Source organism: Flavobacterium bizetiae (genome assembly GCF_024271895.1).
Lineage (GTDB): Bacteria > Bacteroidota > Bacteroidia > Flavobacteriales > Flavobacteriaceae > Flavobacterium > Flavobacterium bizetiae.
On the sequence record NZ_CP091861.1, the window covers coordinates 4399281 to 4422490 of the forward strand.

15 protein-coding genes are annotated in these 23210 nt (G+C 36.9%); 8 read left to right on the forward strand and 7 right to left on the reverse strand.

The window, feature by feature from the left end:
• Positions 1 to 324 precede the first annotated feature (324 nt).
• The 3 genes from L0669_RS18550 to L0669_RS18560 all read left to right on the forward strand — a co-directional run bounded on the left by L0669_RS18550 (position 325) and on the right by L0669_RS18560 (position 2464).
• The gene (locus L0669_RS18550) at positions 325 to 699 is read left to right on the forward strand and encodes a YdeI/OmpD-associated family protein (RefSeq protein WP_263759302.1); all 375 of its coding nucleotides are present in this window, start codon (positions 325 to 327) and stop codon (positions 697 to 699) included.
• Between the two features lie 27 nt (positions 700 to 726).
• Complete coding sequence (locus tag L0669_RS18555) at positions 727 to 1317, forward strand: Crp/Fnr family transcriptional regulator (RefSeq protein WP_263759303.1); 591 nt, start codon at positions 727 to 729, stop codon at positions 1315 to 1317.
• A gap of 88 nt (positions 1318 to 1405) precedes the next feature.
• Positions 1406 to 2464, forward strand: a complete 1059-nt coding sequence (locus L0669_RS18560) for an SDR family oxidoreductase (protein WP_263759304.1) — start codon at positions 1406 to 1408, stop codon at positions 2462 to 2464.
• A gap of 92 nt (positions 2465 to 2556) precedes the next feature.
• On the opposite strand, the gene L0669_RS18565 is transcribed toward L0669_RS18560, so the two are convergent.
• The 6 genes from L0669_RS18565 to L0669_RS18590 all read right to left on the reverse strand — a co-directional run bounded on the left by L0669_RS18565 (position 2557) and on the right by L0669_RS18590 (position 16409).
• Entirely contained in the window at positions 2557 to 4182 is a 1626-nt protein-coding gene (locus L0669_RS18565) for a glycosyl hydrolase family 18 protein (protein ID WP_263759306.1), read from the reverse strand.
• Positions 4183 to 4354: 172 nt separating this feature from the next.
• Entirely contained in the window at positions 4355 to 7030 is a 2676-nt protein-coding gene (locus L0669_RS18570) for a beta-1,3-glucanase family protein (protein ID WP_263759307.1), read from the reverse strand.
• Positions 7031 to 7149: 119 nt separating this feature from the next.
• On the reverse strand, positions 7150 to 11043 hold the full coding sequence (locus tag L0669_RS18575) for a family 16 glycosylhydrolase (protein WP_263759308.1): 3894 nt from the start codon (positions 11041 to 11043) through the stop codon (positions 7150 to 7152).
• A gap of 665 nt (positions 11044 to 11708) precedes the next feature.
• Positions 11709 to 14639, reverse strand: coding sequence for a triple tyrosine motif-containing protein (locus L0669_RS18580; protein ID WP_263759309.1), 2931 nt, complete (start codon positions 14637 to 14639; stop codon positions 11709 to 11711).
• Between the two features lie 587 nt (positions 14640 to 15226).
• Positions 15227 to 15865 carry an HAD family hydrolase gene (locus L0669_RS18585; protein WP_263759310.1) on the reverse strand — a complete coding sequence of 213 codons (639 nt, stop codon included), beginning with the start codon at positions 15863 to 15865 and terminating at the stop codon, positions 15227 to 15229.
• A 79-nt stretch (positions 15866 to 15944) separates the two neighbouring features.
• Positions 15945 to 16409, reverse strand: a complete 465-nt coding sequence (locus tag L0669_RS18590; RefSeq protein WP_263759311.1) for an NUDIX hydrolase — start codon at positions 16407 to 16409, stop codon at positions 15945 to 15947.
• A gap of 270 nt (positions 16410 to 16679) precedes the next feature.
• Here L0669_RS18590 and L0669_RS18595 point away from each other — a divergent pair, with 270 nt between their 5' ends.
• Positions 16680 to 17849, forward strand: a complete 1170-nt coding sequence (locus L0669_RS18595) for a DUF4861 family protein (RefSeq protein ID WP_263759313.1) — start codon at positions 16680 to 16682, stop codon at positions 17847 to 17849.
• Positions 17850 to 18180: 331 nt separating this feature from the next.
• Here the strand turns inward: L0669_RS18595 and L0669_RS18600 are convergent, their stop codons facing one another.
• A complete protein-coding gene (locus L0669_RS18600) occupies positions 18181 to 19239 on the reverse strand; it encodes a substrate-binding domain-containing protein (RefSeq protein WP_341849982.1) in 1059 nt (352 codons plus the stop codon).
• 335 nt (positions 19240 to 19574) lie between these two features.
• On the opposite strand from L0669_RS18600, the gene L0669_RS18605 reads away from it, so the two are divergent.
• The 4 genes from L0669_RS18605 to uxuA all read left to right on the forward strand — a co-directional run bounded on the left by L0669_RS18605 (position 19575) and on the right by uxuA (position 23171).
• On the forward strand, positions 19575 to 20024 hold the full coding sequence (locus L0669_RS18605; RefSeq protein WP_263759315.1) for a NanQ anomerase/TabA/YiaL family protein: 450 nt from the start codon (positions 19575 to 19577) through the stop codon (positions 20022 to 20024).
• Positions 20025 to 20035: 11 nt separating this feature from the next.
• Positions 20036 to 20701 (forward strand): bifunctional 4-hydroxy-2-oxoglutarate aldolase/2-dehydro-3-deoxy-phosphogluconate aldolase, encoded by a 666-nt coding sequence (locus L0669_RS18610; RefSeq protein ID WP_263759316.1) that lies wholly within the window; start codon positions 20036 to 20038, stop codon positions 20699 to 20701.
• A gap of 108 nt (positions 20702 to 20809) precedes the next feature.
• Entirely contained in the window at positions 20810 to 21622 is an 813-nt protein-coding gene (locus L0669_RS18615; RefSeq protein ID WP_173970114.1) for an SDR family oxidoreductase, read from the forward strand.
• A gap of 364 nt (positions 21623 to 21986) precedes the next feature.
• On the forward strand, positions 21987 to 23171 hold the full coding sequence (gene uxuA / locus L0669_RS18620) for a mannonate dehydratase (protein WP_263759317.1): 1185 nt from the start codon (positions 21987 to 21989) through the stop codon (positions 23169 to 23171).
• The last annotated feature ends 39 nt before the right edge of the window (positions 23172 to 23210 follow it).

Consider the following 23210-nt stretch of genomic DNA (forward strand, 5'->3'; position numbering starts at 1 on the left):
ATAAAACGATTTGCAATTTTAGGAATTAAAAGCTAAAATATCTTTATCGTACTGTTACGGAATGATAATTATTACTGCTTTTTTTTAAGCTGACTTAACCGCAAAGCACGCTAAGATTTTATGCCAAGTTCGCAAGGGTTTATTTTTAATCTCGCAAAGGCGCAGAGTCGCAAAGTTTTTATTTTTCTTTGCGACTCTGCGTCTTTGCGCGCAATTAGGAACCAACTTCAGAAAAAACTTTGCGAACGTGGCGTAAAATCTTAGCGCTCTTTGCGGTTCAAAAAAATCACTAAATTTATAATCAACTTTCAATTCAGATTAATCATGGAAACAAAAGATGGAAAACAAGCCATTTATGCCAAAACCAGAAAAGAATGGCGTGATTGGTTGCAGGAAAATAGTCAGATAGAAAAATCGGTTTGGTTGATTTTATATCATAAAAAAAGTAAAGCAGAAAGCGTAAATCTGGTCGAAGCAACTGAGGAAGCTTTATGTTTTGGATGGATTGACAGTTTGTGCAAAAAACGAGATTTTGAAAGTTTCTATCTTACCTTTACGCCCAGAAATCCTAAGAAAAGTAAATGGAGCCAGCCGAATCGAGATCGTGCGCAAAGAATGATTGATCAAGGTTTAATGACAGAATATGGTCAGCTTTTGATTGATATCGCGAAGGAAAACGGAAAATGGGAATCGATATAAAATGTCATCGTAAACGTAAACACAAAAATGGAAGAATATCAGTCTTTAATACGCCACATACAAAACCGAATATCACTTTCTGAAGAAGAAATGCATCAGTTTGTTTCGGAGTTTAAAATTACAAAAATCAAAAAAAGACAGTTTATTATTCAACCAGATTTTGTCGCTAAATATAGAAGTTATGTAGTAGAAGGAGCTTTAAGAGCTTATGTGCTAAGTGATCAGGGACAAGAACATACAATTTCGTTTGCGATTGAAGATTGGTGGATTTCTGATTACAACAGTTATATTTATCAGCAACCCGCGACTATGTTTGTTATGGCATTAGAAGATGCTGTTCTCCTTCAGATTGATTTCGAAACGGAAACGAAACTAAAAAATGCTAATCCAAAATTCGAAACTTTCTTTCGCATTACGGCTGAGCGTACAGCAGCATTTTTTCAGCGCAGAATTATTATGAATCTTACCTCAACCGCAGAAGAACGTTACGATACTTTTATAGAAAATTTTCCTTTAATTGTAAAACGTGTGCCTCAATATGCGCTAGCTTCTTATTTGGGCATGAGTACTGAATTTCTTTCGAAAATAAGAAACAATAAATTAAAAAAGAAAAGTTGAACTACTTCAACCTTATTTCATAATCTACTTCATTTTTATTGAGTACAAACAGTCACAACTTTGTAATGTAATTTTAAATACAAAGAAAATGACAACGAATAAAAATACTGCGCTTGTAGTTGGAGCAAATGGAGTGATAGGAACTAATCTTATCCATCATCTTTTATCTTTAGGAAATTGGTCTGTTATTGGTCTTTCCAGAAGAGGTGGTGAGAATGCTTCAAATCTTGAATATATTTCAGTCGATTTACTGGATGCTGAGGATTCTCAAAAGAAATTATCTCATCTGGATAACATTACTCATATTTTTTATGCTGCTTATCAAGATCGTCCTTCATGGGCTGAACTTGTTAAACCTAATCTGACAATGCTTCAAAATGTTGTTAATACAATTGAGCCATTAGCTAAGAATTTACAGCACATAAGCTTAATGCAGGGTTATAAAGTTTATGGCGCGCATCTTGGCCCTTTTAAAACTCCTGCAAAAGAAAGTGATGCCGGTCATATGCCTCCGGAATTTAATATCGACCAACAAGAATTTTTAGAAAAAAAACAACAAGGAAAAAACTGGAATTGGACTGCTATACGTCCATCTGTTGTTGGTGGTACAGCGCTGGAAAATCCAATGAATTTAGCACTTGTTATTGCGGTTTATGCTTCAATTTCAAAAGAATTAAATCTTCCGCTTCGTTTTCCTGGAAAACCAGGAGCGTATGACAAACTTATGGAAATGACGGATGCCGGATTATTAGCCAAAGCTACCGTTTGGGCGGCTACAAATTTACAATGTGCCAATCAGGCTTTTAATATTACCAACGGAGATTTATTTAGATGGACGGAACTATGGCCAAAAATTGCAGCTTATTTTAATATTCCTGTTGCGCCCCCTCTTCAAATGCAACTTCAAACAATTATGGCTGATAAAAAAGATTTATGGGGAAATATTCAGAAAAAATACAATTTAGAAAAACACAATTATGAAAAATTATCCAGCTGGGGATTTGGTGATTTTGTTTTTTCATGGGATTACGATTTCTTCGCAGACGGAAGTAAAGCCAGACGTTTTGGTTTTCATGAATTTATTGATACCGAAGAAATGTTCTTTACACTATTTGATCAATTACGTCAGGAAAAAATTATCCCTTAAATAAAAAATCTGCCATTTCTGACAGATTTTGATTGGGTAAACCTTTGTCAAAGTTTTAAACTTTGACAAAGGTTTAGAATAAATATAACTATTTACTTTTTAATAAAACGTCTTACCGTTTTGATTCCGTCTTTTTCTACCGAAATAAAATAAATTCCAGATTTTAAACCTGATACATCTATTCTGTTATCGTTTACTTTTTGTGTTGAAACAGTTGCGCCGCCTTCAGAATTGATAATGCTAACATTTGCTCCGGAAACTTCAGTAGTAAATGAAATTGAATCTTCGCTTGGATTTGGATAAATACTCAAATTTTCGATACCCGTTACAGAAGCTGTTTTTGCCGCTAAACCTGCTCCCGATTTCGTGATACGGAACCAATTGATATTTACACCTGAACTCTGAATATAGATTCCGAAGTTGTACGTTCCTGCATTTACGTTTACGGTTTGAGATACCGTTTGCCAATTTTGCCATCCTCCCGTATTAGGAATATTTACAGCGCCTAACTGAATACTTCCTGCATTTAGATCAGATGATATTCTCGCACCATTTACAGCACTTGCCACGCGATATTCGATTACATAAGAACCCGATGTTGGGAAATTGATATTAGAATATGCCATCCAGTCACCTGTATCTGCATATCCTACATTTAAGCCTCCGCCTGTATCCGTAGTAGGTTCAGTCTGAACGCCGCTCATTGAAGTATAACTTTCGGCCTGAATTAAGGTGCCCGTGCCTGTTGGTGGCTGACTTCCTGTAATTACCTGATTTATGGCTGTTAGTAACGATTTAGCTCCCGTAGCATCTTGTGATAACTCCCAAATCATAACTCCTCCGGCATTTTGAATTGCGAAAGTTGTTTTTGCTTTGATCGTTGGGATTCCGTTATAATAAATGGTGTTCCCTACCTGATCCTGATTTTCTGCGCCAGGATATTGCGCTACGATATTAGCATACGAAATTCCCTGATTGGCATTGGCTCCAAAACCATATCCGTAAAACGGAAGTCCAATAATAGCTTTGCTTGCCGGTAAACCTCTTCCGGTCCAGTAATTAAACTGATTTACCGCCATACTGTACGGAGAATGTTGTCCAGGATTTCCCGGTTGCCAGGGACCTGTTGCATCATACGCCATAATATTGATCCAGTCGAAAGCAGCAAAAGTAGACGAAGGCACATTGGCACCACCGTATCCTTCAGAAAGAGCCGCTGTAATTTGTTTTCCATTTGCATGCAATTTAGCAGCAAGTGCGATAACAAATCCGCCGTAGTCGCTATTAATAGCCGGACCTTCAAGATCCATATCGACACCATCAAAATTATGAGCGACCACATAATCATAGATTTTTTGAATAAAAGCCGTTCTGTTGCCACTCGTAATAAGATTGAAATAATTATCACGAATAGCGCCTCCTTCAGAAACCGAGCCTCCACCAAGGGAAACAAAAACTTTTACATTTTGAGCATGTGCTGCATTGATAATGGCGTTAGAACCTGAATTAAAAGATAAATATCCGTTGGCATCAGGATTTTCGAATGCGATGTTAATGTGTGTTAGTTTACTGTACTGAATTGTACTCGAAAATGCATTCAGGTCTACCCAATTTGGGACATAAGCGATAACTTTTTTCTGGGCCATTGACAAATTAAAAATTCCCAGTACCAAAATGAGTGTCCATTTTAGTGGCATTTTTTTGTAATTGTTTTTCATAGGATTTTGTTTAAAGGTTAATAAAAAAAATTAATTTTTAGAATGTAGATTTTAGATTAAAATTCGGTTTTGATGATTATGGCATTAATCAAATTCCGAATAGTCGATTTTAGATGTTATGATAAATCAATTCTAAAACCTGCAATCTAAAATCTACAATCTGCTTTTAAAACTATTTTTTTATAAAACGTTTCACCGTTTTAATGCCGTCTTTTTCAAAAACTATCAAATAAATGCCTCGTCTCAAATACGAAACATCTAAACTGTTATTATTTACTTTTCGTCCTGAAAATACAGTACCCGTTTGAGAATCTACAATGCTCACATTTCCTCCGGATACATCTGTTGTAATGTAAAGTGTGTTTTCTACCGGACTAGGATATATGTTTAAAACAGTCTCGGTAGCAACATCTTCTTCAACTAATGAAGCCGAAGCCGTTTTAGCTGTTGCGCCCGCCCCTACTTTTGTAATTTTTATCCAGTTAATGTTCATTCCGGTATTCTGAATGTAGATTCCAAAATTGTACGTTCCTGCATTTACGTTTACCGTTTGAGAAACCGTTTGCCAATTTTGCCATCCTCCGGTATTTGGGATATCTACACTGCCTAAAACAATTGTTCCTCCGTTTAGATCCGATGACAATTTACCTCCGGCTACAGCACTTGCCACTCTGTATTCTATTAGATAAGAACCTGTAGTAGGGAAATTAATGCTGTTGTATGCCAACCAATCTCCGGTATCTGTATAACCTACATTCGAGCCTCCGCCTGTATCCGTAGTTGCTTCCACCTGAATGCCGCTCATCGCAGAATAATCTTCGGCCTGAATTAAAACAGAAGTTTGAGAAGTGGTTGCCGGAACCAGTTTCCATTGTCCGCACGTTTGATTGTTGTTGTCCCATTGTTGCACCACAGCACCACTCGCTGTACTTGCTCCTGCAACCTCAACGATTCTACCACTATGTCTGGCTACGATTTTATAAAATCCGTCACCTGTCGAAACCAATACAAATTGCTGATTGGTTGTTGCATTGTATGGATATTGCTCTACGCGTGCACCATTCGCTTTATTAAAATTATTTACATCCAGAGATTGTCCGCTATGATTGGCTATGATTTTATACAAACCATCACCCAAATGCGTTAAGGTAAATTTCTGGTTGTTTCCTGAGTTTAAAGCGCCTTGATTTATCGCTGCACCATTAGACAAACTTGCTCCCCAAACATCCATATACAAATTGCTATTTCTGTTTTGAAGATAAAAAGTCTGATTGCCTAAAGTTGTGTTTCCGTTTGCCAGAATTCTAATCGAAGTGACTTTATCATTCCACGTTGTATTCAAACACGAATTATCAGAATTGATTACGGTTGAAGCTCCTGTGAAATTATCATCCTGATACAAAATCGCCTGAAAACCCTGAGCTACTTTAAGCGAAGAAATATCATCGTTTAAAACTCCTAAAGTATTCAAACGTGCCAGATTATAATCTCCAATAGTCAATCCGCCGGAAAATCCGGTATAGTTGCAATCTTTATAAACCGTAATAACATCTGTTGTAGCCGGAACCGATGGCGTTGATCCTGCATATCCTCCAAACGTAGCAATTACTTTAGTAGGTTGTGTAGTATGAAGTGATGGCGACTGATCGGCCACATCATCATAAGCAAATCCGTAAGCGAGATTATCGACACTTATTCCCGGTAAATGCCAGAATTTAGAGTAATGATTGGTTGGGTTTACCTGATAAAATTTCGAAGCATCGTACCAGTTTTGTTGTCCCGGATTAGGCGTTGTAACATTTACGACATGACGGTTGATAGCAGCCGTTAATTGCGCCTGAACCACAAGATCTAAATCTCCGTCGACCAATCTTCTGTCCAGAACTCCTTTTCCTTCAAGAGCTTCTTGTGTCGAAGGCCTGCTCTGAACTCTTCCTGTTCTACCCACAAAACCTCCTGATTGCCCCACAACTTCAAGTTGTTCGCCTATAACTCTTCCTTTAAAAACACCTGCATCGCCTGCATAAAATATTAAATCTTCATTTTTATATTTGTTCCAAATGGCATCAATATAAGATTTTAGATAATTCGCCTGAGCGCCTACAGAAGTTCCTCCGGTTCCGTCTGCAAAAGCGGGAGTTTTTGATGGCGCAGTAATTTCGCCCGTTGCATCATTTACACAACCCTGAAACTCTGATGGAACATTGGCTTTGAAAGCGGCTACAATATCAGCGTGTTTTTTTAATTCACCCACTCTTTTCTGATATCCATTGGCACCAAATAATTCTAATCCCATTGGGTATTTATACGAATCGACTCTCGAAGGATTTCCAAAAAAACCATATTGATTATTCGTTAATTCGATGATTTCATATAAAATGCCCTGATTCGGATCTGTAGCATTCAACGGATTTGGTGATGTATATCCTGACGGAGCGCCACTTGCACCAAAAAAGTAGAAATACAATTGTTGCCCTTTCGCAATAAAAACCCTGCAACCAGCAATTTGAGGCAGCGTAAAAGTCTTGTTTGGGATTTCGCTTAATTTGGTAAAACAATTGGCATATTTTGAGTTTTGTCCCGGTCCGGTATTTCCGCCAATTGTAGGCCCTGTCACGGTATTATAAGAGGCACTCATAGGCAAAACCTGACTCGTTTTAGCATTTACCCAAACGTGGTTTCCTGTATTGTAATCTATACCTACAATGGCAACATACAATTCGTTGTCATTAAATGTCGAGGTATTACTAATCGTAAACGGTATAGGCCCCTGCCCGTACATAAAATTGCCTAGCAAAGCCAACAGCAATGCCGTAAAAAAGTTTTTTTGTAATCTAAAATTTCTCATTGTTTAAAATTGTTTGGGTTAATAAACTTGCTTTTAATTCATTAGTAAGAATGAGAAAATCATAGGTATAAAAAGTTGGGTGCAACTATTAAGGATCATTACACCCAACTGTATTTTAGTTATTGCTTAATCAGTTTTTTAGACCAGCTTTTTTGATCTGATTTAAAGTTCAGAATGTAAATTCCTTTTCTAAGTCTGCTTACGTCGATAACATCTTCTTTTGCATCAGCATTTAGTTTTTTCTCCAGTAGCAATATTCCCGAATCATCATAAATCGTTACGACTTTATTATCTAATTTTTCAGGTATTGCCAACTGAACATAACTGCTAACCGGATTAGGATAAACCGCAAATGCAGTCGCTGTTGCATCAGCTTCTTCGGTTACAACCGCAGCTTTTTTGGCTGTAGAAGCAGATCCGTAAGCTTCGATTTCGAATAAAGAATATCCGTATGGAGCCAAAGCTTTCGCCGTACATAAAACTCTAATATATCTTCCGGTTCCGCTTACAGTCAAATCATCGGTTCCGCCGTCGCTAGCCGTTTGTGTATTTACCGTTTCATTTTCTGTGAAAACATTATCAGTCGAAATTTGTACTTTGTACTGAGTTGCAAAAGCGGCTTCCCATTTTAAAACCACACGATTGATATTGTAATTACTTCCTAAATCAACATAAATCCATTCGCTTGCATTGACAAAACTACTCGCCCATCTTGTTCCTGCATCTCCATCTGTGGCTTTCGCCGAAGAATAAGTCGCATTTTCTTCTGAAGAGGCTAAAGTTGTTTTGGCTAAAGCCAAATTGACATTGTTCGTTGGAGGCGTAATATTGCGAACAGTAACATCGCTGAAGACTCCGGTTGCCAAGGTTCCGTTTGCGTGAGAAGTTACCGCCATTCCTACATAAATAGTATTGGCCATAGCAATCGTTCTTGGTGTCCCCAATTGTGTCCAGGTTGTACCATTATCTGATGTATAAGATGTAAATACATTTCCTGCTCTTGTTACGCGAAGCCATTTTGGAGTCGTTCCCGCAGCTACCTGAGCTGTTGTAATTCCTGAAACAGCATCTCTTGATAAAAATTCTACTCCCGCAGCAGCAGTAATATCAGTCATAACATGTTTAGAAGTTGGCGTAAGCGTTTCGCGGAACATCACTCCGGCTTTTGCGTATGTATTAGTATTGGTTAATGAATTTACTTTGGCAATAATTTCAGCATCGCCTGTAATCGGTTGGTTTACAAACTGAAATTGATCGCTTGATTCCCAAATATCAGTTCCTGATCCTTTTATTTTAAAAGTTCCGCTGGCATGAGTCGCTTCTCCCGCTGGGGTTACAGCTCCTAAATCTGAACTAATCCACGGTGCTGGTAAAGTTGCCGGAGGATTTTCTGTGCCTACTAAATTTACCGCTCTGATATTATCAAAATAATAGGTGTTTCCTGAGTTTGTTCCCGGTTCAAACAAGAACACAAAACGATTCACTTCACTATCTAAAGTTGATGCATCCGGAGCACTCGCATAAGTAAAAGTAATAGTATGCCAGGTATTCGTTTGTTTTACAACACCTTGATAAATACTATGTCTGCCTACAGGATAATTTGAAGGAATAGAAGCACTACTTTCTGCTTGCCAAGAAATTACAGATCCTACCGGCGCAGAAGTATACACATCCATAGCAAATTTCTTCGTTCCGCCTTTAAAATCTCCAATATTATTTAAAGTCGTATTAAATGAAAAGTTATCATACAACTCCGTCGCTTTTCTCACATATTTTCCAACGTTTGTAGATGTATTGATTCCGCTTGCACTAGGATTTGGCGTGTTTGCCGTATAAGTTCCAATGGCATCTCTAAATGTGATATTATGCACCGTTTGATAATCTTCGTAAACTACTCCTGGCGTGAAAGTATCCGGCAGTTTAGTTGAAGCAATTCTGATATTATCAAAATAATAGGTATAGTTTGTAAATGATCCTGAATTGGCCAATATCACCATTTGGTTTACTGCCAAATTGGAAGTTCCCGGATCCGGACTTGAATTAAAATAGAAAGTCAAGGTTTCCCATTGATTCTGTTTTGTCGTGATCGCTACGTAATTACTGTTTCTTCCTGTTGGGAAATTACCCGGAAGCGACGTTGCACTATTCTCTAAATTCAGACTTACCACTGTACCTATTGGCGCGGTTGTATAAACATCAATCATGATTTTATTGGTCTGATTTTTTAATAAACCGGCATCTTCAATATTGCCCTGAGTATTAAAGAAAAGCACATCATATTGTTCTGTAATATTTCGGACATATTTCGCCACATTCGCAGAAGAGTTAACCGCATTAGCTCCCGGATTTGCCACAACAGAATATACTCCGGTTGTCGTTCCTTTAATTATCTTATTTATACCATCATAATTCTGAAGAACATCTGTAGCAATAATTGGTTTTTCTGGCGCAGCTCTTGTCAGCAGATTATCAAAATAATAAGTTGTACCGGTATTCGAATTAGATTCAAAAAGGAATACTACATTATTTATCGATAGCGCACTTGTATTGGCATCGATTACTTTTTCGAATTCAAATTCAATTGTTTCCCATTTGTTCTGAACAGTAGTTGTGGCTTTGTAACCGCTATGTCTTCCTGAAGGGAAATTAGTTGCTGTGGTGACTAAACTATTTTCGAGTTGCATCGAAATTTTTGTACCAACAGGCGCCGAAGTATAAATATCAAAAGAAAGCTTTTTTCTGCCATACACATAATCGTTTGCATTGCTGATTGTTACATTTTTGATATTCAAAACATCGTATAATTCAGAAGCATTACGAACATATTTTCCCACCAAAGCCGAGGTATTGATTCCTGTAGCCGATGGATTTGCCACAGCTTCTGTCAAAACACCTGTTTTAAGTCCGTAAACAACATTTCGATTCGATTGAAAATCTTCATAGATTCTTTCTACCGGTAAAGGAACTTCAGTAATTACAGCCAATTTATATGTATTACCCGCACATCCTGAAACTGTAGTCGCTACAGAAACGTCTCCGCCTGTAGTTCCCCAATTTACAGTAATTGTATTGGTTCCTTGTCCTGAAGTAATTGATGCTCCTGCCGGAACGGTCCAGTTATAAGTCGCTCCCGGAATAGCATTGATTGAATACGTTTTACCTGTTTCGTTATGATACACTTTTGCATCGCCCAAAACGCCGTACGTAAAACTACCGCTGTAAACGCGAACGTAATCTACCTGAAGTTTTGCCGGAAAGTCAGCCGGAATTGGTTCTACACCTGCCCCGTTTACGCTTGTATATGGTGTTCCGCCGCTACCAACAGCCAAATTTAAAATAATATAAAACTGTTGATCATTAAAAGGCCATCCGCCATTTACAGTTGTATTAGGCGTAGCGGTATGAAATAAAGTATCATCTATAAACCATTTGATAATGTTTGGTCCCCATTCTACCGCATAAACGTGAAAATCTGAAGACAAATCAGTTGGCGAACTATAACTTCTTCCAGTATAGTGATATCCGCCTGCATCATAATGAAGCGTACCATCTACAGATTTTGGATTTCTGTGTTTGGCTTCCATGATATCAATTTCGCCCGTAAAAGGCCAGTTTGACGTTCCTGCCGGCAACATCCAGAAAGCAGGCCAGGCGCCCATTCCGTTAGATAATTTCATACGGGCTTCGACTCTTCCGTATTTTAAAGCATATTTACCTTCTGTAGTTAGTTTAGCAGAAGAATACGGCTGTGACGGAAATGCTGCATTCGGTTCGTATTTTGCCTGAATATTCAAATAACTGTTCGTTCCTTCTTTTACAATTGTTGCCTGATTGGGATCGTAACGCTGCGCTTCGGCATTTCCGAAACCGCAAAGTGACGGACAACCGTTTCCGGAAATACTTTGCCATTTGGTCGCGTCTACGGTTGTGCCATTAAACTCATCTGACCAAATTAAAGTGTTGCATTGTGAGTGAACTTTTAAGAGTGGAGATAATGCCAGAACGAATAACATTATACACCTTTTTAATACATTGTAATTGCTTTTCGGTGGTCGGCCGAAAAAAGAGTCTTTTTGTTTCATTTGTTTTTAGGTTATTTGTTAGTAAAGATTATTAGCGCAATAAATACCTACTTTGTAAAAAATAGATTGTTATTTTGATAATACAAGGGCAATATTAACAAATAAATCAGGCAAGCCTTACATTTTTGAATACGGTTTGACTACGGTACTCGTAAAAAAATGTAATAATTAGCGCTCAAAAAGCGTAAAACTACCTAGGACTTTACTGATTATAACAAAATGAGTTATGACATTGTTTTTTTAAACACATAGAAACGTAGATTATACCAAAAATGTATCTATGCAACTCTGACAAAGTCATACGCTCAAACTAGGTTTAGACATTTTTGTCATCCCGAAGAACGAGGGATCTCAGCGAGTAGCTCGACAAAGATTGACAATTTTGATTGCGGAGTTTCTTGTGAAGATCCCTCGTTCCTCGGGATGACAAACTAAACGAAAATAATATTATGAATATGATTGCCCTAGCCCCGATAGTAGTGGAAATCCTTTTGTGGCGGGGTTCGCCACAAAAGATTGGAACGGATTGCTTCGCCAGTTCGCTCTTTCAGGCTCGGGTGCGGGATTAGCTCCTAAAAAATCTTCGTGAAACTCCCCTAAAAATTCAAAATAAACTCCGTAATATTTGCCTCCGAAGAAAGCTGCATTTTTTTACGAATGCGGTATCTCGTATCTTCAACTCCCCTTACCGAAATACCTAAAAGCGGCGCAATTTCTTTAGTATTAAAATTCATTCGCAAATAAGCACACAATCGCATATCGCGCGGAGTGAGTTCCGGAAAACTGCTTTTAAGACGTTGCATAAAATTATCATGGAGCTGATTAAAAATCTCTTCGAACTCGTTCCAGTGTTGGTCGCCTTGTAATTCGTGGTCAATGATTCGGTTAATTTTTTTGAGTAAACCAAAGTTGGTGTCAAAATCATTCTTTTTATCAATCTGACCAATAAGTTCTTTTATCGAAAGTAAAATTTCGTTTAAATGAATAAGGTTCACCGTATTCGAAGCTACTTTGGCATTTTTAAGGTTAATCGTTGTTTCGAGATTTTCCTTCATAATCGCCATGTTTTCCTGTTCTAAAGCCAGTTTTTGTTCGTTTAATTCGGCACGATTGCGCAACAATTCTTTTTCCTGATTCAATATCAATTGTTCCCGATCGCGTTCGGCAAGATTTTTTTGGTATTTAATAATGGCATAAATTAAAACTCCAAACAATGCCAGATACAAAATATAAGCCCAGGTCGTTCTGTACCACGGCGGCAAAACTTCAAATTTAAAAATCGCTTCTTCGCTAATAACATCGTAAATGTTTTTTGCCCTTACGTGAAAGATATATTCGTTTTCGGGTAAATTGGTATATTCTTTTTCAGTCTGAAGCGTATATTCTGACCATTTAGGCTCAAAACCTTCCAGCCAATATTCGTATTTTGTAGCATCGGCCTCATCGTAGCAAAGCGACGCAAACGAAAAATGCAAAGCGTTATTAGAATACGGCAAAACCGCTGAAAATGTCTCATTTGCTGATTCCGTTTTCGTGGGAAGCACATCATATCTGCTCGAAAACAACAAACTATCTTTAGGAAAAATACATTTTACCTCTGAGATAACGGCCTTATATTTCGATTGATATTTCTTGCTTTTGGTTGTACTATAATGAATTAATCCTTCTTGAGTTCCAAAAAACACATCTCCGTCTAAAGTCGTCTGAATGTTCTCGAAACCCGGAATGTACAAATACCTCAGTTTTCTAAAAGGCAATTCTTCTACCGTAAAAGTTCCTTTAGTTTTTTGAGTCATTTTTCCGGTATTCTCTCCGGAAATGTACCAAATATCATTTTGATGATCTGCTTTGAGCAAACGAATATGACTATTTAAACCGAGATATTTCTTAAAGGTATTATCCGGAATCATCTTCTTCGAATGAGCATCTTGTTTGTAAACACCTTTTGTGGTACCAAAAAGAATCTGATCGTTTACTTTGAAAGTATTCAGAAACAAACTCGACGGAAAACCATTTTTTTGATTGTAAAACTGAAGATCTGCAACCGCATCGAACGTTGTATTGAGCCTAATTTTAAAGATTCCTTTGTAACCATGCGCAATCCATATATTCCCTGCCTTATCTGTTTCCATTACCCTGCTGCTCTCTTCAAATCCTTTTATTTTATGCTGATACACCCACGAATTGTTTATTTTTTTTAATAAATACAAACCATTATATCCGCCTACAAGTAATAAATCGGGATGATTTGGAACGAGAATTCCTTGCCACGCGCCATCTGTTTTCGCTAATAGTTGAGCCGAATTATTTTTTATTTCGAAAACTCCGTTTTTTTCAAAAGCCAAAAGCGAATTGCCAAAAATTCCCAGATTCCACACATTTTCAGACATACCGGTGATATGCTGAAAGTGAATATTTTCGTGCTGACCATTTTTGTAAGCTTGCCAATCGAGCCAGAAAACACCATTATCTGTTGCGATATACAATTTGTTTTGATAAATCTGACTGCAATATATTTTGGTTTCAGCATTTGATGCATCTAATATTTTCGACAAAGGCGACGAAATCTGAATCATCGAAATTCCGTTTTTTAAAGCCACCCATAAATTACCTTCATTATCCAATTTAAGATTGGTAATATATTCGTTTTGCAATCCCATTTGTTTATTGATATGCTGAATTAAATTTCCAACACCATCAATCACTATCAGTCCACCCTGACGTGTCCCGATTCCGAAATATCCATCAGAAAGTGCAATACCGGTCGTAATCTGACTTTGTTTTAATAAAGCGTCTACTTTAGTCACAAATGGTTTTAACTGACCGTTTTTATAAGTAAAAAGTCCGCTTTTTTGCGTCAGAATTGTTAAACCCGAAGGAGTTTCGAAGATTTTCCTGATCCTCATTCCAACGAATTGAATGCTATTAGGCATTTCTGTTAAAACATCATTCTCTAATTTTAATAATCCTCTCGCATTATCTGCAACATAGATTTCTTTATTGACTTCGAAAAAATCATCAAAATTAGCTTTCGATCGTACTACCTTGATTTTATTATTCTTATAAATAAAAATTGCTTCATTCGATAAAAAAACAACTTCATTATTACGAATAACGGTATGTAAAACATCACCAAAATTTCTATCTGCAACAGGAATTAATTTTACCAGAGAAGTGTATTTATATTGTCCGTTTTGCAACTGAACCGTAAAACCAAAGTCACCCTGAGCGCCCACATATATTTTATCGTTCTTATCAATCGCAAGCGAACGAACCATGCTTTTATTTTCCGGTTGTGTAACAATATTCCACCTCACGCCATCAAATTGCATAATGCCAAAATGATTCGCGAAAAACATCATGCCTTTAGAATCTTGCAAAACATCCCAATTTTCAGATGCTGCTTTATACGTTTTAGGGTTGTAATTGGTGATAAAAGGAACTCCAATTTTCTTGATTTGGGCATTAACAATTGGGTACAAAAGGGATATCGATAGAACTAAAATTCTAATTGTAATTTTTGTCATTTGTTTCTGTCTGTAGGTTAGTTCGTAGTTTTTAAGAACTACAATCTTAAAAATACCCCTTTGGGAAAAGGCATTTTTAAGGGCAGAAAAACGGTTTAAAAAGTGATTTTAAAATTACAATTTGACAATTAAAAGCACTAAAAAAAATGAATCTCTATAATCAAATATATAAAATTTTATTTTAATGTAACAAATTACATTGAAATTAGAGAATGTGGTAATTGAAAAATTGAAGAATTAGATAATGAGAAAATGTGACAATTAGATGATATTTAGAAACACTACATAACCATGATTTTGTCATTTCGATTGCTAATGATATTTTTTTTCAGGAGCTAATCCCGCTATCCGTTCCAATCTTTTGTGTCCGCCGCGGCGGACACAAAAGGATTTCCTCTTCTATCGGGGCTAGGGCAATCATTTTCATCACAATGTTTTCCCGTATAGTTTGTCATCCTGAGGAACGAAGGATCACACTATCCCGAAGCTTCGGGACACAATCTATATCGCCAATCTTTGTAGAATCCCGCGTGAGATCCTTCGTTCCTCAGGATGACAAGATTGCGGACAGACGAATATTTAATAATTTAAAGCTGAAGCGCCTTACTTAATTCCTCATAAGAATGAAAAAGCTTCGCTCCTTCTTTTTCTAAATCTTCATTATTATAACCATTGGCAAAACCGTAAACTTTAAATCCGCCTTTTATACCTGAAATTACCCCGGCTTTACTGTCTTCAATTACGATACAATCTTTTACTTCAAAACCCATTTCTTTTGCAGCGTGCAGGAAGATCTCTGGATCTGGTTTCCAGCTATTAATTTGGTACGAACTGAATATTTTATTTTCGAATTTATCTAATAAACCTGCTACTTCAAGATTCAGTCTGATTTTATCAACCGGACCACTTGATGCTACGCAATAAGGGATTTTTAGTTTTTCTATAAAGGCTACAATGCCTTCCATAGGTTTTACTTGTGTTTTGAAAGCTTCAAAACTTTTCTGGCGATAATCTGCTTCAAAAGTATCGGGAAGTTTTTTACCTATAGCATTCTCGATAAACAGAAAACATTCTTTTAATTTACGACCGTTAAAATCGCGATACGCCTCTTCCAGTTTCATTTTAAAACCATACTCAGCGGCCATTTCAAGCATGATTCCGTTACCAATTTTTTCAGTATCTACAAGGACTCCATCACAATCGAAAATAATACACTTAACTTCCATAATCTTTATTTACATTTTTAATTATTCGGCTTGACCGAAATTGTAAATTACAAAATTATTCCCGAAAGCAAAGTAAATTTTAGAGTGAAGAAGAAATTTTTGAAATGATCTGAACAATAAAATCGGCCTGTGCGGGATTTATTTTTTTAAGAGCGTGTTCTGTTTGAAACCATTCTGCCCGATCAACTTCAGGAAAGGATTGTAGTTTTCCGGATTTTGGAGGCCATTCCATTTCGAAATCATTACTTTTTACCAGCGTGACATCAAGATCAAACTCTACAGCCCAGGCAAAAATAGTTTTACCGGATTTGAGTTTTACCGATTCTAATGCAATAAAATCACCTTCTACCTCAAAACCTGTTTCTTCCTTAAATTCGCGTTTTGCAGCATCAAGCGGATCTTCTTCACTTGTAAATTCTCCTTTTGGAATCGACCAGCTTTCTAAATCCTTATTCTTCCAGAATGGACCACCGGGATGAACCAATAAAAAGAATATGGTTTTATCGACGAATTTATAGAGTAATATGCCAGCGCTTTGTTTCATGGGGATTTTGATTTTAATAGTTAAAGATAGTGTTTAATTACTACGAGATTATTTAATTCGGTCACTTTACTTTGCCTTTTTTAATCTATAAAAACTATATTTCTATGTGTTTAAAATAATTCCAGTCAATAGATCACATTAATTCTAAATTATTCGCATAAACTGTGTCCTGTACATTTTTACCCCAATTCTGTATTTTTAATCAATGATCTATTTGTAATTTTATAATTCTTTAAAATGTCACTTTACAAAAATTAAAAAATAACCACTTTGAAAAAGCCTCTTTTATTTCTCGCGATTCTGGCTAGTAGTTTTGCCGGTCATTCTCAAAACAAAATTATTACTGTAAGCAATTCTCTGCCTATAGATAGGGAATTTGAAACTATTGAATTGACTAAAAAATCTCTCGGATTACCGACTTCTGTTAAACTCGAAAATTATGCTGTAAAAGAAGTTGGTTCAAATACTTTTCTAGAAAGCCAAGGTGTAGACAACGATGGCGACGGAACTGTTGATGTACTGTTGTTTCAGCCTAAAATAAATGCATCTTCATCTAAAGATTTTGAGGTTTTGGTTGCCGAAAATTCCACCGCATCAAAAACAATTAGTTGCTATTCGAGATTTGTTCCCGAACGAACTGATGATTATGCATGGGAAAACAATAAAGTCGCTTTTAGAACCTATGGTCCTGTGGCACAAAAAATGGTCGAAAATAAAATTGCAGGCGGAACTTTAACTAGCGGAATTGACGCCTGGCTAAAAAGAGTCGATTACCCGATCATCAATAAATGGTACGAAAAAGCCACTAACGGAACGGGAACGTATCATAAAGATACTGGCGAAGGTTTGGATAATTTTCATGTAGGAGACAGTCGTGGTGTGGGCGGAATTGCCGTGAAAGTGGATGATCAATATTATTTTTCTAAGAATTTCACTACCTGGAAGACCATTACAACCGGACCTATCAGAACGAGTTTTATCCTAACTTACGCCGATTGGGATGCAAAAGGAAACAAAATAACAGAATCGAAATTGATAAGTCTTGATTACGGAAGTTATCTTTCTCGTTTTGAAATCAATATTACCGGAACAAAATCTATTGCGGCCGGATTAACGCTTCATGACAAAAAAGGAACGATTGGAACCAATATAAAAGAAGGCTGGTTAAGCCATTGGGAACCAATAGACGATTCTGAAATTGGAACCGGAATTGTGGCTCCAAAAAATACTTTAACGAGTTTTGACAATCATATTACCGAAGATAAAGACTTAAGTAATCTTTACGGAAATATCGAAGTAAAAAACAATAAAGCCATTTACTACGTTGGTTTCGGATGGAAAAAAGGAAGTCCGTTTCAGAATCAAAAGCAATGGGAAACGTATTTGAGTTCGTTTGCTAAAAAAATCAATAATCCTTTGGTGGTGAAGGTGAAGAAATAGTGATTTTTTTTTACCCACGGGTTTGGCGGATTTAAACGGATTGTCGCGGGTTTTTAATTTACCGCTATTTTTGTCATCCTGACGGAGGAAGGATCACACGCGAAACTCCGCAAAGAAAATCGCCAATCTTTGTCGAATAACTAGTGTGATCCTTCCTCCGTCAGGATGACAAGATTGGATGCAAATCTAAACGAACAAACCCGACAAATTTTAAAACCTGTCGGGTTTGTTTTTTAGCGAAAAGTTTATCAGCATGACAAAGATTGCGGTAACAAAAATAAAAAAACCAGTTTAAACCAGTTTAAACCCGCCAAACCCGTGGGCCAAACTTCTACCCTTTCCTCGCCGGAAAATAATTCTCTTTTAAAATAATTTCCAACGGTATATAATGTGTGTTGACTACCGTTTCCTGCAACACTAGTTTTTTATACAAATGATTGATTCCCATATATCCCTGCTCTTCGGGTCTTTGGTTGATTAGAAAATCGATTACGCCTTTGTTTAAGTATTCGATATTCTCTTTTAATAAATCGTAACCAATAATCCTTACGCCTTTTATGTTGTTTTGTTCCAAAAAACGGGCGACAATATAGGCTCTTGAATTGGGAACAAAGACACTGTTGATTCCGGCGAACATTTCAAGATTTAATTGATCGATTCCGGAATCTTTAATGGTGATTTCAGAAAATTTGAAGTTGGTTAGTTCTTCATGATCTTTAAAGAAGGAATAAAAGCCGTCAATACGCTGCAAATAAACTGATGTACTTTCGATCTCTCTGGTGATTTTAAAAATCAGGATTTGTCTTTCATTCTTAACGGCAAAACTAATTAATCTTCCTGCAAGATATCCGCTCTGAAAAGCATCTTGTCCTACATAAGCATGTTCATCATTATTAGAAATATTCGAATCGATCATTACTACCGGAATGTTCTTCTTTTCGTAATCGGCTAAAAAGCGAACGGATTCCTGATAAAAAATCGGCGCAAACAATAGTCCGTCGCAATCAAATTCTAAGACTTTTTTTACAGCTTCTTTAAACGAAACTACATTAAAATCATAAAAGAAATAATCCAGTACAATTCCGAATTTACTAAACTCTATAGCTGCTTTTTCGATTCCGATAATTTGGCTTTTCCAATATTCAAGATTTTCATATTGAGGTAAAAATACTGCAAAATGAAACTTTTTATTCAACGCCAGATTACTCGCCAGAATGTTTCGTTTGTAGCCATATTGTTCAATAATAGCATTTACTTTATCGACATTTTCCTGAGCAACCTGCCCACGATTATGGATAATTCTATCAACAGTTCCCGGAGAAACGTTGGCTAATTCTGCAATTTTTTTTATCGTTATGATATTGATGAGTTTTAAGTTAAATGACGCTATACATCATTCGAAATTATTATTTTTTTATTAAATATAAGTTGTTTTACTTAACTTTTTATATACATTTGTAAAAAACCGTGTGCGTACACGCAAATATACACATGTGTTTGAAAAAACATAATATTAAATCAAATTATTTACAACGATTTAAGAATTTAAAGGATTTAAGGCAATTTTAAAATAAAGGAACTGACATCAAATTAAATACTGACATCTGTAAGTTTACTAACTATATACCAGTACAATATCACAATTTATATAAATCAATACTTTATACCATAAATATTAAATCGCACCTATTTACATTAAATTAGAAAACATAAAAACCAAATAAAATGATTGTAGATTCATTACAAAACGCTGCAAAATATTTCAGCCTTCATCCTAAATTCAAAGAAGCTTTTGAATATGTAAACCAAAACGATATCAGTCAACTTGAAGAAGGCTCTTTTGAAATTGCAGAAGGATTAAAAGTGATCGTAATTGTTGGTGAAGGTGCCACAAAAGAAGAAAGTATAACAGGTTTTGAATGTCACGATCAAAACATCGATATTCAGATTTCGATAAAAGGTCCGGAAACTTTTGCATGGAAACCAAGAGAGAAATGTGTGAGTCCAAATGGGGATTATAGCGACGAAAGAGATGTTCGTTTTTTTCACGACCAACCGGATATGTTTTTCGAATTGCAGGAAAAACAGTTCGCGATTTTATTCCCTACAGATGTTCACGCTGCAATGATTGGCGAAGGAACGCTTAAAAAAATTGTTATTAAAGTTAGAGTTTAAATATAAAACTGATGAGCACAATTCAAAATACAATTGATGTTATTGCAGAACAAGGTATTCTTCCGCTGTATTTTATCACAGACGAAAATATTAGTATCGAGATTCTAAGAACGCTTTACAAAGCAGGAATCCGAGCGGTTGAATATACGAACAGAGGTCCTGAAGCGTTATCGAACTTCAAAAAAATGGTAGCTGTTCGAAATGCCGAATTACCTGAAATGTTATTGGGAATAGGAACGATTAAAAATCTGGAAGACGCGAAAGCATTTAACGACGCTCAGGCAGACTTTTTTATTAGTCCGGGTTTTGTTCCTGAAGTGGCTGATTTCTTAAAAGAAAAAGAAGTTTTGTATGCTCCGGGTTGTATGACGCCAACAGAAATTATAGCGGCCGAAAATGCCGGAATAAAACTCGTGAAATTGTTTCCGGGAAATATTTTGGGTACAGAATTTTTAAGCAGCATAAAAGATGTTTTTCCATCGTTGGTTTTCATGACTACGGGCGGAGTCGAAACTACACATGCAAGCATTGAGAGTTGGTTTTCTGCCGGCGCTTCTGCGGTTGGATTAGGGAGTAAACTCATCAGTAAAAAACGTATGGAAGAACAAGATTATCCGGTAATCGAAAGTGAAACGAGAAAAGCACTCGAAATCATTCAGACGATACGAAAACAATAAATTATTCTTGCCACAGATTAAAAGATTAGAAAGGATTTTTTAAAATAATCTGTGTTAATCTTTTTAATCTGTGGAAAAAAAAAGACACAACAAATTATAAAACATAAAATGGATTCAATATTTAACCTAAAAGGAAAAATTGCATTAATAACAGGCGGCGCCGGTGTATTAGGAAGCAACTTTGCAAATGTTCTTGCTAAACAAGGTGTTATCGTGGGAATCGTTTCTCAATCGATTGAAAAGGCCAATAAAACGGTAGAAGCAATAGAAAGCAATGGCGGAAAAGCTTTTGCGGTTCAGGCCAATGTTTTAAACAAAGAAGAATTAGAGAAAACGAGAGATATTATCGTAGAAAAATACGGTCGTCTTGATATTTTAATTAATGCTGCAGGCGGAAATATGCCCGGAGCTACAATAAGCCCGGATCAGGCGATTTTTGATATGAAGGTAGACGAATTGCAAAAGGTAGTCGATCTTAATATTATTGGTACGATGTTACCATCGCAAGTGTTTTCGGAGCTTTTTGCGAAACAAAAACAAGGCATTATCATCAATATATCATCGGCATCGGCGCAAAGGCCTTTAACGAGAGTTGTAGGGTATTCGGCTTCAAAAGCGGCAATTGATAATTTCACGCAATGGATGTCGGTTGAACTGGCTTCAAAATACGGAGAAGGAATTCGTGTGAATGCGATTTCACCTGGATTTTTTATTGGCGAACAAAACCGCGCTTTATTATTGACTCCGGAAGGAAAACTGACTCCACGAGGTGAAAAAATTATCGAACACACGCCAATGGGAAGATTTGGAACTCCGGAAGATATTGATGGTGCGCTTTTATTTTTGTGTAGCGATATGTCAAAATTTGTAACGGGAACGGTCTTAAAAGTAGACGGAGGTTTCGCTGCAACAAGTATTTAAAATTAACGTAAGAAAGATGACATTTACCGCAAGGTTTTGGAAACCTTATTAGGACAAGACAGGAATTAACGTCCAGTTTGTCATCCCGAGGAACGAGGGATCTCCGTAAGAGACTTCATTAAGTGAATCTCCAATCTTTGTCGAGTTTCTCGCGAAGATCCCTCGTTCCTCGGGATGACAAAAATGAGAAATATATAATAGATGTTTCTTTTGAAAACGAATGTCCTAGCCCCGATAGAAGTGGAAATCCTTTTGTGCCGGGGTTCGGCACAAAAGATTGGAACGGATAGCGGGATTAGCTCCTGAAAATTATAAAAATAATACTCTCAAAGTTTAAGGCTTTGGAGGCAAAAACAAACCAAAAATGGAACAAACGTTAAGATGGTTCGGGCCAAACGATCCCGTTTCTCTGCAAGATATTAAACAAACCGGAGCTACCGGAATTGTAACTGCATTACACCATATCCCGAATGGACAAGTTTGGGATATTGAAGAAATTATTAAACGAAAGGTTGAAATTGAGCATGAAAACGGAGATCCTAAAAAAGGGGCTTCGGGATTGACATGGTCGGTTGTAGAGAGTATTCCGGTTCATGAAGACATTAAAAAACAAACGGGAAATTATCTTCAATACATTGAAAATTATAAGGAAAGCATTCGAAATCTGGCGTTATGCGGGATCAAATGTATTTGCTATAATTTCATGCCGGTTTTAGATTGGTCGAGAACGGATTTGGCTTATGAAACTGCCGACGGATCGAAAGCTTTACGTTTTGATATTAATGCTTTTGCGGCTTTTGAATTGTATATTTTGAAAAGACCGGGAGCAGAAAACGAATATTCGGCAATGCAAATCGAGAAGGCAAAAAGCTATTTTGAGGCCATGACGGATGCTGATAAAATAAAATTACAGCAAAATATTCTGGCGGGACTTCCGGGTGCTGAAGAAGCGTATTCTGTAGAGGATTTCCTGATTACTTTAAGCGGTTACAACCATATTGACAGAGCGGCTTTGAAGAAAAATTTATTCTTCTTTTTACAGGAAATTATTCCGGTTGCCGAAAGTAAAGGTGTTTTGATGGCGATTCATCCTGACGATCCGCCCTACCCGATTCTAGGATTACCAAGAGTGGTAAGTACTGAAGAGGATTTGGTTGAATTGATGGCTTGCGCCGAATCAAAATCGAACGGTTTTACGATGTGTACGGGTTCGTACGGCGTTAGAGCTGATAATGATTTACCGGGAATGGTGAGACGCCACGGCGATAGGATGAATTTTATTCACTTAAGAAGCACGGAAAGAGATGCCGAAGGAAGCTTTTATGAAGCAAATCACCTTGAGGGAGATGTAGATATGTACGAAGTGGTAAGAGCGATTATCGAAGTCGAAAAAAGAAATAATAGTCAATTGCCAATGCGTCCGGATCACGGACACCAAATGCTGGACGATTTGAATAAAAAGACCAATCCGGGATATTCTGCGATTGGACGTTTGAGAGGACTGGCTGAATTGAGAGGCCTTGAAATGGGGATTAAGAAGTCGCTTTAAAAAGTTTGTGCCGCGAAGTTGCTAAGGCGTGAAGATTTA